The 14,901-nt window shown below is 62.1% G+C and carries 13 protein-coding genes and 1 pseudogene; 6 read left to right on the top strand and 8 right to left on the bottom strand.

Annotated features, from left to right (window positions below):
* The 3 genes from AC1D1Z_RS16235 to AC1D1Z_RS16245 all read right to left on the bottom strand — a co-directional run.
* Positions 1-1,716: methyl-accepting chemotaxis protein (locus tag AC1D1Z_RS16235; protein WP_477851200.1), on the bottom strand; the 1,716-nt coding region annotated here is incomplete at its 3' end.
* A gap of 10 nt (positions 1,717-1,726) precedes the next feature.
* Positions 1,727-2,713 carry a cytochrome-c peroxidase gene (locus AC1D1Z_RS16240; RefSeq protein WP_018245491.1) on the bottom strand — a complete coding sequence of 329 codons (987 nt, stop codon included), beginning with the start codon at positions 2,711-2,713 and terminating at the stop codon, positions 1,727-1,729.
* A 372-nt stretch (positions 2,714-3,085) separates the two neighbouring features.
* On the bottom strand, positions 3,086-3,559 hold the full coding sequence (locus AC1D1Z_RS16245) for a ProQ/FINO family protein (RefSeq protein WP_018245490.1): 474 nt from the start codon (positions 3,557-3,559) through the stop codon (positions 3,086-3,088).
* A gap of 276 nt (positions 3,560-3,835) precedes the next feature.
* On the opposite strand from AC1D1Z_RS16245, the gene panC reads away from it, so the two are divergent.
* The gene (gene panC, locus AC1D1Z_RS16250) at positions 3,836-4,747 is read left to right on the top strand and encodes a pantoate--beta-alanine ligase (protein WP_018245489.1); all 912 of its coding nucleotides are present in this window, start codon (positions 3,836-3,838) and stop codon (positions 4,745-4,747) included.
* Entirely contained in the window at positions 4,744-5,565 is an 822-nt protein-coding gene (gene panB, locus AC1D1Z_RS16255) for a 3-methyl-2-oxobutanoate hydroxymethyltransferase (RefSeq protein WP_018245488.1), read from the top strand. Before panC ends, panB begins: the two co-directional genes overlap by 4 nt.
* Positions 5,566-5,586: 21 nt before the next feature.
* Here the strand turns inward: panB and AC1D1Z_RS16260 are convergent, their stop codons facing one another.
* Entirely contained in the window at positions 5,587-6,501 is a 915-nt protein-coding gene (locus AC1D1Z_RS16260) for a hydrogen peroxide-inducible genes activator (RefSeq protein WP_477851204.1), read from the bottom strand.
* A gap of 146 nt (positions 6,502-6,647) precedes the next feature.
* Between AC1D1Z_RS16260 and katG the strand changes: the two genes are divergently transcribed.
* Positions 6,648-8,834, top strand: coding sequence for a catalase/peroxidase HPI (gene katG, locus AC1D1Z_RS16265; protein WP_018245486.1), 2,187 nt, complete (start codon positions 6,648-6,650; stop codon positions 8,832-8,834).
* Positions 8,835-8,899: 65 nt separating this feature from the next.
* Here the strand turns inward: katG and AC1D1Z_RS16270 are convergent, their stop codons facing one another.
* From AC1D1Z_RS16270 to AC1D1Z_RS16285, 4 genes and pseudogenes are all read right to left on the bottom strand, one after another.
* A complete protein-coding gene (locus tag AC1D1Z_RS16270) occupies positions 8,900-9,310 on the bottom strand; it encodes a type II toxin-antitoxin system VapC family toxin (protein ID WP_018245485.1) in 411 nt (136 codons plus the stop codon).
* Positions 9,307-9,555 (bottom strand): annotated as a pseudogene (locus AC1D1Z_RS16275) (antitoxin); the annotation flags it as partial. The gene AC1D1Z_RS16270 and the pseudogene AC1D1Z_RS16275, both read right to left, overlap by 4 nt.
* A 141-nt stretch (positions 9,556-9,696) precedes the next feature.
* The gene (locus AC1D1Z_RS16280; protein WP_018245484.1) at positions 9,697-10,254 is read right to left on the bottom strand and encodes a DUF3299 domain-containing protein; all 558 of its coding nucleotides are present in this window, start codon (positions 10,252-10,254) and stop codon (positions 9,697-9,699) included.
* A 209-nt stretch (positions 10,255-10,463) separates the two neighbouring features.
* On the bottom strand, positions 10,464-10,922 hold the full coding sequence (locus AC1D1Z_RS16285) for an SgcJ/EcaC family oxidoreductase (RefSeq protein ID WP_018245483.1): 459 nt from the start codon (positions 10,920-10,922) through the stop codon (positions 10,464-10,466).
* 144 nt (positions 10,923-11,066) lie between these two features.
* Here AC1D1Z_RS16285 and AC1D1Z_RS16290 point away from each other — a divergent pair, with 144 nt between their 5' ends.
* Genes AC1D1Z_RS16290 through AC1D1Z_RS16300 form a run of 3 tightly spaced genes read left to right on the top strand, consistent with a single transcriptional unit; the run spans position 11,067 to position 14,862 of the window.
* Positions 11,067-12,242 (top strand): sensor histidine kinase, encoded by a 1,176-nt coding sequence (locus tag AC1D1Z_RS16290; protein WP_245268272.1) that lies wholly within the window; start codon positions 11,067-11,069, stop codon positions 12,240-12,242.
* On the top strand, positions 12,239-12,901 hold the full coding sequence (locus tag AC1D1Z_RS16295) for a response regulator (RefSeq protein WP_477851208.1): 663 nt from the start codon (positions 12,239-12,241) through the stop codon (positions 12,899-12,901). Before AC1D1Z_RS16290 ends, AC1D1Z_RS16295 begins: the two co-directional genes overlap by 4 nt.
* The gene (locus AC1D1Z_RS16300; RefSeq protein ID WP_018245480.1) at positions 12,898-14,862 is read left to right on the top strand and encodes a sensor histidine kinase; all 1,965 of its coding nucleotides are present in this window, start codon (positions 12,898-12,900) and stop codon (positions 14,860-14,862) included. The genes AC1D1Z_RS16295 and AC1D1Z_RS16300 overlap by 4 nt, the downstream gene beginning before the upstream one ends.
* The last annotated feature ends 39 nt before the right edge of the window (positions 14,863-14,901 follow it).

The following is a 14,901-nucleotide window of genomic DNA, read 5'->3' on the forward strand; positions in this document are numbered from 1 at the left end:
GGCGAGCGTGATGCTGGCGGCTGTGGTTTCCTCCACCATCGAGGCGTTCTGCTGGGTCACCTGGTCGAGCTGGCCCATTGCCGAATTGACCTCCGACAGGTTCGTCGCCTGTTCGCGCGCCGAGGCCGCCAGCGCTTCCATGCGCTGATTGATATCGGCAATGAAGCGGCCGATATCGCCAAGCGCTGCGCCGGTGTGGCTGACCAGTTCAACGCCGCTGGCGACGTTGGCGGATGCCCGCCCGATCAGGTCCTTGATCTCTTTGGCGGCTTGGGCCGAGCGTTGCGCAAGTTCGCGTACTTCCTGGGCGACAACGGCGAAACCTTTGCCGGCTTCGCCGGCGCGGGCGGCCTCCACACCGGCGTTGAGCGCCAGCAAATTGGTCTGGAAGGCAATCTGATCGATGACGCCGATGATGTTGTTGATCTGCTTGGAGGATTCCTGGATCTGATCCATGGCCTCGACCGTCTGGGCCACCACCTTGCCCGAAGCCATGGCGCTGCGGTTGGCGTCGTCGGCGACGCTGCGAGYCTCTTTGGCGATCTCGAAAGCTTCCGTGACCTTGGCGGTAACGGCGTTCAGCGCCGCGGCGGTCTGTTCGAGCGTCGCCGCCTGCCGTTCGGTGCGGCCGGAGAGTTCGTTTGAGCCGTTGCTGATTTCGCGAGTGCCTGAATTGATGATCGAAACGCTTTCGGAAACGGAAAGAAGCGTATCGCCGAGTTGCTTGACGGAGGCGTTGAAATCATGCCTCAGCGGCTCGAATTCCGGCGCGAACGCATCCGCCAGCTTGAAGGCGAGATCGCCCTGGGCGAGCCGCTTCAGGCCGGCGGCAAGGCCTGAGGTGGCGACCGTCAGCCGTTCCGCCGCGCTCAGCTCCGCCTGCTCCTGGTCCGCCAGCCGGTTTGCTTCCGCCAGGCGACGGTTCTCCTCGGCCTCGCTTTCGAGTTGTCCGCGGGCGATGGCATTCTGACGGAAGACTTCCACCGAACCGGCCATCAGGCCGATTTCGTCGCGACGCCCCGCATAGGGGATCACCTTATCCGTCTCACCGGCTGCGAGTTCCTGCATGGATTGGGTGATGCGCTGGATCGGGCGCGACACATGCCGGGCGATGGCGATGAGAATGCCGAGGCCAACGATCGCGGCAATGGCCCCCAATGCCAGTTCGATTTCGATCTTCGATTCCAGCGCGCTGCCGGCGGCAGCGACGCTCTCGGTTGCTATTTTGTCGACGATCGTATTGACGGCGGCAATGCCGGTAAGGATCGCCTGCTGCGAGCGCGCCAGCTTCTCGGCCGTCGGGACTTCGTCCGCCTGCTGCAGCCCGAGACTGATCCTGACGTCCTTTTCCCAGGCATCATGGGCCTGGCGGAGCGACCGGACGCCCTCGGTCAGTGAACCGGCGAGATCGACGCTGCCAAGCTTATCGAGCGACTGCACCAGCGCGCCGTTGCTCTCTTCGAACCCGGCCTTGATCTCGGCCGCCGGGACGAAGTTCGTCATCGACAGCACCCGGTCCACCACGGAAGTGGCTTCCTTGAACTGCTGTTCGATATGGGCCGAGGCTATCTTGGCGTTCACCGCCTCCTGCACCACCGCAGCGACCTGGGTCTGGCCGAGGATCGCCTGGTAGCCGATCAGGAATGCGCTGCCGAAGCCGACGACGATCGTGACCACCATCGGAGCGAGAATCTGCATGCGTATGGAGAGTTTCATTGCCTGCACCTCAGTTCGGCAGCGTCGGCAGGGGGATGTCTTGCTTTTCGGCTGTCAGAGTTCCCAAGAACGCGATCAGATCTTTGTTCTCCTGGTCCGTCAGCAGGAAGGGAGACATCGCCCGATCAAGGGACGGACGGCTGACGCCGCCGCTTTCATAATGGACGATCACCTCGTCCATGCTCTTCAGGCTGCCGTCATGCATATAGGGGCCACGGTAGAGCGTGTTGCGCAGGCCGGGCGTCTTGAAGGCATATTTGTTGTCAGGGCTGCTCGCATCGATCTTGTAGCGGCCGATATCGTCGCTCGGCAAGCCGATGTCATGGAACTTGTTGTCGGTGAAGTTCCAGCCTGTGTGGCAGGAGGAACAGCCGGCGGCGCCGGTGAACAGCTCGAAGCCCCGTTTGGCGCTGTCGGAGACCGCCTTCTCGTCGCCGTCCACCCAGCGGTCGAAGGGCGACCAGTTGGAAACCACTGTCCGCTCATAGGTGGCGATCGCCGTCAGCATCGTCTCCTTGGTGACGCCCTTGTCAGGGAATACCTCGTCGAACCACTTCTTGTAATCAGGTATGCCCTGCATTTCGGTCACGGCGGTGTCGAGCTTGCCGTTCATTTCTGCGGCAGCCGTAATCGGACCTGCCGCTTGCTCCTCCAGGTTCGGCGCGCGGCCATCCCAGAAGAAGGGCGAGACCCAGGCAACATTCAGGACCGTCGGCGCCTGGCGCGCGAGCGCGGTATTGGCCGCGCCGATCGGCGTCGTCACCGGTGTCTCGAAGCCGAAGGAAGGGTTATGACAGCTGGCGCAGGTCATGTTCTTGTTGCCGGAAAGCCGCGGGTCGAAGAACAGCATCTTGCCGAGCGTCGCCAGTTGAGGGGAGTAGGCCGTCACGCCCTCGAAAGGGACTGTCAGCGGCCGCTTATACGCGGAAAGATCGGCGGCCGCGCCAGGCTGGACGACGGCCAATGCGAGTAAGGAGGCTGCAATCAGGAAACGCATCGTTCTAGCAAGTCCGAACTTGGTTCTGGATTATGCTAAAATTAGCGTCATTACGTTAAATCTATGTAAAGCAATCAATACCTGAGTTACACACGAAAGTTTGGGGCCAACGTGACGCTCGCGGATATTGATCGCCCCGAAAGACAATATCATGCTCCAACTATTGCCCTTCAGAATGACGACCACGGTTCCGGCCTTGCTTGGCGCACTCAGGAACGAGCCGAGCAAATGTCGAGATATGAGGCTTTGAGGAGATCGACCAGCTGGAGCCAGCGAAACGATCTATGCAAACTGGAAAAGTTCTCCGCACCATCACGCGGCAAACTGCAAACGACTTCAAGGTAGCTTGTTTGAGCAAACCTCATCCCCGCTCTAGCTGACGGCGCTTCTCTTGCCGAGGAGGGCTGCGCGGATCTGTTCGCTTTTGCTCAACGAGGGAGGAGGAACCGGTGGTGTCGGCTCTGGCGCGTCTGTCTTACCGGTGGTCTGCTTGACGCTCAGGAAGCGTTTTTGCGCGACCATCCGGTCTTCGGACGACAGTGGTTCGACGGGTTCGCCGTCAAGGCCGTGGCGCATGGAATCGGGCTGGGCGCTGGCAAAATAGTAGCGCCGGCAGTGGACATAGGCAGCGGTCGCCCGCCGCAGCGTCGTGACGCCGGCATCGGGCTTCAGGAGCGGTCGGAGTTCATTGAAAAGGCCGACGGCAAAAGGGAGGACCGGATCTCCCGCCTTGGCCGGAAGGACGCCGACTGGCCGGATCAGCAACGTGCTGATCGCGTTTGCCTTCTCCACGTCGAGCTCGGTTGCCGCAATCGGTCCGCGGCTGATCTTCCAGGGCTTGTCCATGCGTCCTCCATGTAACGTCCATAGCGACCGACTGTGATAGTATCTTGACGGACAGGGTGAGCAACGGAAGTCGCACATCGTCGGTTCCACTGCAAGCCTGCGAACGCAGCGCGGGAGCCCTGTGGCGAAATGCCGTTTCCCAGAGCTAATGGAGCCTGGTGTCGTCGGCTGCCATTTGCATCTAATCGTTTTTATCGAGAAATATGCATTGRCCTGCCACATCGATTACACTTCATATCCGCGCCCAAGATGGAGTGACCGACCGGGGGAGGATATATGCGGGTTTTCTCGAGCATTGACGAGCTGCGCCATACGCTCGATGCGCTGAGGCGGCAGGGTCGGACCGTCGGCCTCGTCCCGACGATGGGCTATCTCCACGCCGGTCATATGGAGCTCGTCTCGCGCGCTCGCGCCGAAAACGACATCGTCGTCGTCTCGATTTTCGTCAATCCGCTGCAGTTCGGCCCGGCGGAAGACCTCAGCAAATATCCGCGCGATCTGGAGCGCGATGCCACCATGCTGAGGCAAGCCGGCGTCAATTTCCTCTTTTCGCCCGGCGTTGAGGATATGTATCCTCGCCCGATGCTTGCTGTCGTCGACGTTCCCGATCTCGGCCGCGAACTCGAAGGGGCGGTCCGGCCCGGACATTTTGCCGGCGTCGCCACTGTCGTCTGCAAGCTTTTCAACATCGTCCAGCCGCAGACCGCCTATTTCGGAGAAAAGGATTACCAACAGGTCGTCATCATCAAGCGCATGGTGGACGATCTGGCCGTGCCGGTGCGCGTGATATCCGTGCCGACGGTCAGGGATAGCGACGGCCTCGCATTGTCGTCGCGCAACGTCTATCTCAGCGAGGCGGAGCGGCGTGCCGCGGTGATTGTCCCCCAGACGCTTGACGAGGCGGAGCGCCTGGTCGCCGGCGGCCTTGCCGATCCGGCGGAACTCGAGGCAAAGCTCACGGCATTTCTTAGTCGCGAACCTCTGGCAAAGCCCGAGGTCGTCGCCGTCAGGGATGCCTCAACGCTGCAGCCGGTCACGTCGATCGCAGAGCCTGTCGTCGTGGCGCTTTTCGTTCGGGTCGGCTCGACACGGCTTCTCGACAACAGGGTTGTTGTCGACAACCGAGTTGCCGGGGGCAACCGGGTTATCGGCGGGCGGGGCTTGCCGGGAAAGGGAGTGACCAGATGAGCGCGGCCGGAATTCAGAAGCGCCTGACACCAGCGCGCATTTCAGCCATGAAGGGCGGCAAGCCGATCGTCTGCCTGACCGCCTATACGACGCCCATGGCGCGGCTGCTTGACGAACATTGCGACCTCTTGCTGGTCGGGGATTCGCTCGGCATGGTGCTCTATGGCATGGAGTCCACCATCGGCGTCACGCTCGACATGATGATCGCCCACGGCAAGGCGGTGATGCGCGGCGTCGACAAGGCCTGCGTCGTTGTCGACATGCCGTTCGGCACCTACCAGGAATCGAAGGAGATCGCCTTCCGCAACGCTGTCCGCATCCTGCAGGAAACCGGCTGCGATGCCATCAAGCTCGAGGGCGGCGAGGAGATGGCCGAGACCATCGCCTTTCTGACCAAGCGCGGGGTCCCGGTCATGGGGCATATCGGTCTGATGCCGCAGCAGGTCCAAACCGCTGGCGGCTATCGTTCGGTCGGTCATTCCGAACACGAGACGTCGAAGATCCGGCGCGACGCTCATGCCATCGGCGGCTCTGGCGCCTTTGCCGTCGTCATCGAGGGCACGGTGGAGCCGCTCGCCCGCGAGGTGACCGGCGCCATGCACATCCCGACCATCGGTATCGGCGCCTCCTCCGCCTGCGACGGTCAGGTTCTGGTCTCCGACGACATTCTGGGGCTCTTCAACGATTTCATCCCGCGTTTCGTCAAGCGCTACGACGAACTCGGCAAGAGGATTTCGGCCGCCGCCGCCGCTTATGCCGGCGAGGTCCGGTCGCGACAGTTTCCGGCAGCGGAGCACACCTTCAAACGGCGGTCCTGAGACGAGGCGATACCAGGTCCATCACCGCGCGACATACTGTTCGCGCATGCTGTCGGCTGATCGGCGAACCGCCTCTGAAACCTGCACGAGCTGTTTGGCCATGGGCGTCGAATGGCGCCAAATCATTCCGATCGTTCGCGACGGCTGCGGAGACTGGAAGCGCGAAATCGAAACATGCGCCGAGCGCGTTTCGAGAGGAACAGCCATCTCCGGAATCAGGGTGATGCCAATACCGGCGCTGACCATCTGAACCAGAGTGGATAAAGAGCTGCCTTCCATGACTTCCCGGGGGCGGGCCGGCCCTATCTTGCAGAACGACAAGGCCTGATCGCGAAAGCAATGGCCTTCCTCAAGCAGCAGCAACCGCATTTCGCGCAGCGCCTCGCGTTCGGGCACCGGCTTGCCCTCGTCTTCGGGCCGCCGGACCAGCACGAACTCTTCCTTGAAGAGCTCGTGCTCGGTCAGGGAGGGTTCGGACACGGGCAAAGCAACGATTGCAGTGTCCAGCTGGCCTTGCGCCAACTCCTGAACCAGCTTCGACGTCTGCGTCTCACGCACCTCGATCTGGATACCGGCAAAGCTCCTGTTCAGATCGTTGATGATCGCTGGCAACAGATAGGGTGCAATCGTTGGGATGATGCCGATGCGCAGCCGCGTCAGGAAGGGATCGCGCGAGGTCCGCGCCAGCTCCGCCAACTCATCCACGCCACGCAGTATATCGCGGATCCTGAGAGCCACGGTCTGACCGAAGGCGGTCAGCTTCAYCTCACGCGCATTACGCTCGAAAAGCTCACCGCCCAACTCTTGCTCAAGTTCTTTGATTTGCATTGACAATGCCGGCTGGGAGATCGCACAGGCGTCGGCAGCGCGTCGGAAGCGGCCATCTCTGGCCAGGGCTTCAAAATAACGTAGCTGTTTCAGGGTAAGGTTCTTCATAACCTCAGCTTATCGCAACGATCAGTAAATCCAACTTAAAATTATGACGCGCTTCCGATATGAAGACTGCCACAAGGGGAGAGTGGGGCGTAAGCTCGGCTCATCTTTTTTACGCGCAGACAGATCAAGCAACGAAGGAGACGATCATGGACAATCCCACTGACAGCGCAGGCAAATGTCCTGTTGCCCACGGCAATACGCCTCGCAGCCGATCGAATCGCGACTGGTGGCCGGACCAGCTGAATGTGCAGATTCTTCACCACAATTCCGGCCGCGCCGACCCGCTCGGGCAAGCCTTCGACTATGCCGAGGAGTTCAAAAAGCTCGATCTCGACGGCCTGAAGAAGGATCTTCACGCGCTGATGACGGATTCACAGGATTGGTGGCCGGCCGATTTCGGTCATTACGGCGGCCTGTTCATCCGCATGGCCTGGCACAGCGCCGGCACCTACCGCATCACCGACGGTCGCGGCGGCGCCGGCCAGGGCCAGCAGCGTTTCGCGCCGCTCAACAGCTGGCCTGACAATGCCAACCTCGACAAGGCCCGCCGCCTGCTCTGGCCGATCAAGCAGAAATACGGCAACCGCATCTCCTGGGCTGACCTTCTGATCCTCACCGGCAACGTCGCGCTCGAATCCATGGGCTTCAAGACCTTTGGTTTCGCCGGCGGCCGCGCCGACGTCTGGGAGCCTGAGGAACTGTTCTGGGGCCCTGAGGGAACCTGGCTGGGCGATGAGCGCTACAGCGGCGAACGCGAGCTGGCAGAGCCGCTCGGCGCCGTGCAGATGGGCCTCATCTATGTCAACCCCGAAGGCCCGAACGGCAATTCCGATCCGCTGGCTTCCGCCCGCGACATCCGCGAAACCTTCGCTCGCATGGCGATGAACGACGAAGAGACCGTGGCGCTGATCGCCGGCGGCCACACCTTCGGCAAGACGCATGGCGCCGGCGACCCGTCCCTGATCGGCGCCGAGCCGGAAGGCGGCGCAATCGAGGACCAGGGTCTCGGCTGGAAGAGCTCGTTCGGCACCGGCGTCGGCAAGGATGCCATCACCGCCGGCCTCGAAGTCACCTGGTCGCAGACACCGACCAAGTGGAGCAACTACTTCTTCGAAAACCTCTTCGCCTTCGAATGGGAACTGACGACGAGCCCGGCCGGCGCGAAGCAGTGGCAGGCCAAAAATGCCGAAGCCTCCATTCCGGATGCCTACGACGCCTCGAAGAGGCACCTGCCGACCATGCTGACGAGCGATCTCGCGCTGCGTTTCGATCCGACCTACGAGAAGATCTCGCGCCACTTCCTCGAAAATCCCGGCGAGTTCGCCGACGCTTTCGCCCGCGCCTGGTTCAAGCTGACCCACCGCGACATGGGACCGAAGGTGCGCTATCTCGGCCCGGAAGTTCCGGCCGAAGACCTGATCTGGCAGGATGTGATCCCGGCCGTCGACCATCCGCTCGTCGACGACAAGGACATTGCCGAACTGAAGGAAAAGGTTCTCGCCACCGGCCTTACCGTGCAGGAACTGGTCTCGACCGCCTGGGCGTCGGCCTCGACCTTCCGCGGCTCCGACAAGCGCGGCGGCGCCAATGGCGCGCGCGTCCGTCTTGCCCCGCAGAAGGACTGGGACGCCAATCAGCCCGCCCAGCTCGCCAAGGTGCTCGGCGTTCTCGAAGGCATCCAGAAGGACTTCAACGCCGCCCAGACCGGGGCCAAGAAGATCTCGCTGGCCGACCTGATCGTTCTCGCCGGTGCTGCCGGTGTCGAGAAGGCGGCAGCGGCCGGCGGCAACGCCGTCAGCGTGCCCTTCACGCCGGGCCGCATGGATGCTTCCGAAGCCCAGACCGACGCGCATTCCTTCGCAGCGCTCGAGCCGCGTATCGACGGCTTCCGCAATTACGTGAACGGCAAGCGCCATCAGTTCATGAAGCCGGAAGAAGCGCTCGTCGACCGCGCCCAGTTGCTGACGCTGACCGGACCTGAAATGACCGCCCTCGTCGGCGGCCTGCGCGTGCTGAAGGCCGGCGCCCCCGAGCACGGCGTCTTCACCTCGCGTCCCGAGACGCTGACGAACGACTTCTTCGTCAACCTGCTCGACATGGGCACGCAGTGGGTTCCTGTCGCCGGCAAGGAAGGCGTCTATGAAGGCCGCGACCGCAAGACCGGCGCTGCCAAGTGGACCGGCACCCGCGTTGACCTGATCTTCGGCTCGCACTCGCAGCTTCGCGCCTTCGCCGAAGTCTACGGCCAGGCCGACGCCAAGGGGAAGTTCGTCAAGGACTTCGTCGCCGCCTGGAACAAGGTCATGAACGCCGACCGCTTCGACCTCGTCTGATCGGCAGCATTTTACCCGGGCGCAGTTTCGGCTGCGCCCGGGCATTTTTTCATCGGAGGCGGGATCTATCGCCCGACCGTCCAGTCCTCGACAAGCAGACCATCGACGCGGCGGAATACCCCGACATTGTTGGTGACGAGAACCAGATCCCGGGTCCTCGCCTGAGCGGCGATCAGAACATCATAGGGGCCGATCGGCGTTCCCTTTGCCGCCAATGCGGCACGGATCTCCCCAGCGGCCAACGCATCCTCCTGCTCGAAGCCGACGACTGAGAAATCCGCCACGAACAGGCGCAGGGTTTCGAGATTGTAGGAAGTTTTCGTGCTTTTATAGGCGCCATGATAGAGCTCGTGCATCACCGCGGTCGACAGCCCGATCGATCTCTCGTCGCTGTCGATCACGCGCTTCAGCAGTATTTCGGATTTTCTGCCGATCAGGGCGATTAGCGCATTGGTGTCGATAAGATGTGTGATCACTTGAACAGGTCCTGAAGATCAGGCCTGTCCTGCCCCTCCGGCTGCTCCCGCCCTTCCGCCATGAAATCGTCGCTGAGGCCGCGCTCCAAGGCGCTATGCAACGATGCCCACCGCATGCCGCGATCGGCCCGTGGCCGAAGGATCACAGCATCGCCCTCCCGCGTCACCTCCACCTGGTCGACGTCGAAGCGGAATTCCTTCGGCAGCCGGACGGCTTGCGAATTGCCGGATTGAAAGACACGCGCTTATTGCGGCATAGGGACTCCTCCGCAGTTTGTATATATGCCGTTGTATACACGCGACTGGCGGGAGTGATGCAAGAAGCCGTCTCTGCGCCTTCGAACGGATTTAGATTTTAGGCCGAACAGGCCTAAAATCATCCTGTTCTAGCGAGGCAGAATGCCGAAAGGCGAAAGTGACAGCAGATCGGGATCAGTCGTCGCCGTTACTGTCGCTACCTGGGCATGGCTTATGCTGTAGCCGTAGGTGAGGACGCGGTCACCGTCGATCATGAAGAATTGCGCCTGATCCAGGCCGGGTCGCAGGTTACCCGTCACGGTGACACTCTCGTACATTCTTGCCAGGTGCAATGGCTCTTCCGGAACGACACGAACCAGTTGGTTGGGTGGAGGAGACGGCATGTGACTGCAGGCTCCGGCCCAAGGCACGAGCATGAATTCGTAGACAAGATCGCCGTCCTGGTCGATCGGCAGAACGAAGCCCGTCAATTCGATCGGATGTTCCTCGCCATGCCAGGCGAGTGTTTCGCCCTGTGGGCCGCTCACCGCCTTGCCCGACAGCGGCACTGTCGCTTTGGGCTGATCGGCCGGCCGTAAAGCGCTCCAGAAGATAGGCTGTGCGGCAGCGAAGGCGTTAGAAATTGGCCATGCCGAACCAACTGCCAGCGCCGCGAACGTCAGGAGGAAAGGTTTGTCTTTCATCATTGCATCTCCACCGGGCCGGCCGCTTTGACCACCTTGCCGCTGCCGTGAGGATGCTACTCTCGATCCGGTTCGGCCGTCAAAGCTTCCGGCGCGCTCGGCAGAGGCCCGAGCATGACGAAAGAGACGTTGGCGTGCTTCGTCAGCAGTCAGGAGACCCCGCGCGGGGTGAACACGGAGTCTCCCTGACGGACCAACAGAACGATGAAGCCTTACTTCTCCGGCATCATCGAAGAGTGGTGCGAGGTGATCAGCCAATTCCCGTCCTTGAACTCATAGGTATAGGTGTAGCGGGCCGGAACCTTCGAGCCGTCCTTCAGGCTGAAGGTGTAAGTGCCGACGTCGACGGCCCAGTTACATCCGATCTGGATGTCGCGGCTGTCGATGTGGCCTTTGGGCTCGTTCGCCAGGAAATGCTCGAAATAGTCGATCCGCTCCGTCTGCGTCAGACGAGGTTTGTCCGACAAGGTCGCGAGAAGCACGGAGTCCTCACTGTAGTTCTTGGCGACCTCCTGGGGGCTCAGCGTCGCGAGCGAGGTATTCCAGCGGTCGAAGAGCTTGGCGATTTCCGGCTCGCTTGTCGGCGCACAGGTTGCGATTTCGGTAGCCGCCGCGGCCGACTGGACCTGTACGAAACCGAGAACGAGGGCGGCAGCAATGATGGTACGCATTTTGACTTTCCTATGTGGCGGTTCCGGCGGACATCGCATCGGTCAACCGCATGACCAGCAATTTAAGTATCCTGTGCTGCCGCCTCATCTGCCGGGTGGCTTCGATCCGATCTGCCGAACGGCATAGATGACATTCCCGCCGGAATGACTATCGTGCCGGCGTCATTCATCTTCGGAGCAGTCCTGTTCGGCATGGAGCACGATACAAGTCAAACGCACTCGCCAAACGTTGCAGAACTGCGGGCTCTTTACCGGGCCGCGGAAGCGCGGGCGGCTCGTCTGCGTTTCATCATCGAAGTGCAGAACCTGCTCGATGCCGCGGCATTCGAAACGGCTGCCCTGGATGCTCTGTCCCGGCTTGCAGACTTCGCGGGAGCATCGCTTGCCAGGCTCGTTTTTCCGTCGTTCCAGGGAAAAGTACCCGTGCAGCTGTCGGTGGGTAAGTCAACGAGCCCGGAAAGCGATAACATCTTATTTGCCTCGCAAGCCGGTTCCGATCTCTGCCTGACGATCATCGGATCGTCAAAAGCGCGCGCCATCGATGCCGACGACCGGCAGACATTGGAGGTGGTGGCGGGGCAGCTCGCCGACGCCTACAATCTTAACCGGCAGGCGGCGGAAAATCAGGCGCTTCTCGGCGATCTCCAGCGGCAGCGCAGTGAGCTCGCGGCCCTTGTCGCGCAGCTGATCCAGTCGCAGGAGCAGGAGCGGCAGCGGGTGGCGCTCGATCTTCACGACGGCTCGGCGCAATTTGTAGCAGGCCTAAGCTATCGGCTGCAGGACCTTGCGGCCCGCATCGGCGACGCGCACGCCCTGAAACCCGAAATCGACCAGCTCGCCGCGCTCGCGCGCCATTCCGTTGCCGATCTCAGGGCGGCCATCGCCGATCTTCGCCCGCCCGAGCTCGATGATCTCGGCGTCGCCGCGGCCCTGCGTACGCGTCTCGATGCGATCGATGATCTCGAGGTGATCGCCGATCTCGATGCCGCCGCCGATCGCTGGCCGGCATCGACGGGAATCATCTTCTATCGTGTCGCGCAGGAAGCGATCACCAATGTCATCAAGCACGCCGAGGCGAGCCGCCTGGTCGTCCGTCTCTTCGAGGATGGCGCGGGCGAAGCGCATCTCGAAGTGATCGATGATGGCAAAGGCATCAGCGAGCTGCGCCATCCCCAGATGCGGGGCGGGCGCCTAGGCATTGTCGGCATGCGTGAACGGCTGGCGCTGCTCGGCGGCCGGATCGAGATCAGCGTCGGGTCTTCGGGGGGCACACATGTGCGCGCCACCGCTCCGATTTCGCAGGAGACGACATCAGAATGACGGCATCGATCCTTGTCGCCGACGATCATGACATCGCCCGTGCAGGCCTTATCGCCATGATCGGCGGTGAAGACGATTTTCATGTCGCCTGGGACGTGCGCGACGGCGTGGAAGCGGTGGAGGCCTGTACGCTGCACAAACCGGATCTCGCTCTCCTCGACATCCGCATGCCTCGCCTRGACGGCCTCGCCGCGACGAGGGAGATCCGGCGCGTGTCGCCGGGAACACGCGTCATGATCATCACGATGCATGACAGCCTCGACTACCTGGAAGCGGCGATCGAGGCCGGCGCTACGGGCTACCTGCTCAAGGACGCCAGCCGGGAAGACATTCTCCGCACGATCCGGCGGGTCCTTCAGGGTGATGCCTTCTTCGACGGTCCGCTCGTCGCAAAACTATTGCGCCGCGCCRCCACCAAGCCGCAGACCAACAGCAGCGCTTTGGAGACCCTGACTATCCGGGAGCGCGAAGTCCTGTCGAAGGTGGCCGAGGGCCTGACCAACAAGGAGATCGCCAGGGCCCTGAAGATCTCGCCCGGTACCGTGAAGATCCACGTTGAGCGCATCATCGGCAAACTGGGCGCCGGAGACCGGACGCAGGCCGCGGTCATGGCCGTCCGCGGCGGGCTCGTCGAAGCATCGAAAGAGCAGCAACCATGACCGCGACAATGACCCCGACGGGGCGCCTGACGGCGTGGCGCTTTGCCGACCTTCCCCTTCGCGCGAAGGGTATCGTCATCATCACGGTGCCGCTGGCGCTGCTGCTTGCAGCCCTCGCCTCGGTCTTCGTGGCCGACCGGCAGAGCCGGATTGCCGAGGATCAGGTGCGGGTCACGCTCGAGATCCAGTCGGGCATTCAGGAGATCCATGCCTCGATCGCTGAAGCGGCGACCGCGATGCGGGGTTATCTGTTGACCGGCAGAACCGATTTTCTTGATCCCTTCAACCGGGCTGAGGAAAGACTGCCCGTCGTGCTCGACGAAGTCGGTCGCCGGTTGCGGGATGAAGAGCAAAAGAACCGTCTCGAACGCATCCGCACCCTCGTCGTCGCGAAGGTCGATCGTCTCCAACTCCTGAAACAGGCCGACATCCTGCGCGCCGGCGGACGCGAAGACCTTGCGGCCAAACTCATCGATGGCAAGCAGGTACTCGACGTGCTGAGACAGGAAATCGACGCGATGAGCCGGCGGGAGGCGGATCTGCTTCACGCGAGGACCGAGGCCGCGGACCGGGTTCGCACTCTGTCCCGAAGCCTGATGATCGCTGCCGGTTTCCTTGGTTTTGCCGGAGCGCTCGTCGCCGTTTTCCTGTTTTCGGCAAGCATCGTCCGTCGGGTGCATGCCCTGAAAGCCCAAGCGCATCGACTGTCGCGGGGCGATGTCGTCAGGGTAGCGGATCCCTTCCGTGATGAACTCGGCAGTCTCGAACAGGCGCTCGAAGATGCAAGCGTGCTTTTGAAAAAGCGCGAGGCTGATCTGACGGAAAGCGAGGAGCGCTTCCGGCTATTGGTCGAGGGCGTCAGCGACTACGGTATTTTCGGGCTCGATACCACAGGGCTGGTTGTGAGCTGGAATGCCGGCGCGGAGCGGATCAGTGGCTATGCGGCCGAAGAGATCATCGGCCAGCATTTTTCCCGTTTCTATCCCGCCGAAACCAGGGAGGCGTTGCCGGCAGAAGAGCTTTCCAGGGCGGCCCGCGACGGACGGGCCGAGGCGGAAGGCTGGCGCATCCGCAAGGACGGCTCTCGGTTCTGGTCTCACGTCGTTGTGACTGCCCTGCATGATGAGGCGGGCCGCCTGCGCGGTTTTTCCAAAATCACGCGAGATATTACCGAGCGCAAGCAAATCGAAGAGGCCCTGCTTGCCGCCCGCGAGGATGCGGTTCGCGCGAGCAACGCCAAGAGCGAATTCCTGTCACGGATGAGCCACGAGCTACGCACGCCGTTGAATTCCGTCCTCGGCTTCGCACAGCTTCTGGAAATGGATGTCACCGATGCGGATTCCAGGGATAGCGTCGCCCAAATTCTAAGGGCCGGCAGACATCTGCTCAGCCTGATCGACGAGGTTCTCGACATGGCGAGGATCGAGGCCGGGCGCATGGATCTTGCCATCGAACCGCAACGCGTCGCCGATGTGATCGATGAAGCGGTGTCGCTTGCGAGGCCGCTCTGCGGCAAGCAGCAGATCCGCATAGAGGTTGTCGAGCCCGAGCGAGATCTGGCGGTCCTGGCTGACCGGCGGCGTCTCCTCCAGGTGTTCCTGAACCTTCTCTCCAATGCGGTGAAATACAATCGTCAACAGGGAAGCGTGACCGTGAGCCACCGCGAGATGGGCGGCGACACTATTCGGATCGAGGTCAGCGATACCGGTCCCGGCATCCCGGCGGAACGCGTTTCCCGGCTCTTCACCCCATTCGATCGGCTGGGAGCAGAACGTATCGGTCAAGAAGGGACCGGTCTCGGGCTTGCGCTGTCGCGTCATCTGATCGACGCCATGGGCGGCGCGCTCGGCTTCAGTAATCGTCCGGAAGGTGGCGCCACCTTCCACGTCGATTTGCCGCGCCCGCCCGTGGCGACGCAGGGAACCCGAAGACGAGGCCTCTCCGTCGAAAGTCCGCCATAGAAGACGTCGCCTATGATTTGATCGCGCGCTGATATCCTC

Source organism: Rhizobium sp. P1_E1, from assembly GCF_056406015.1.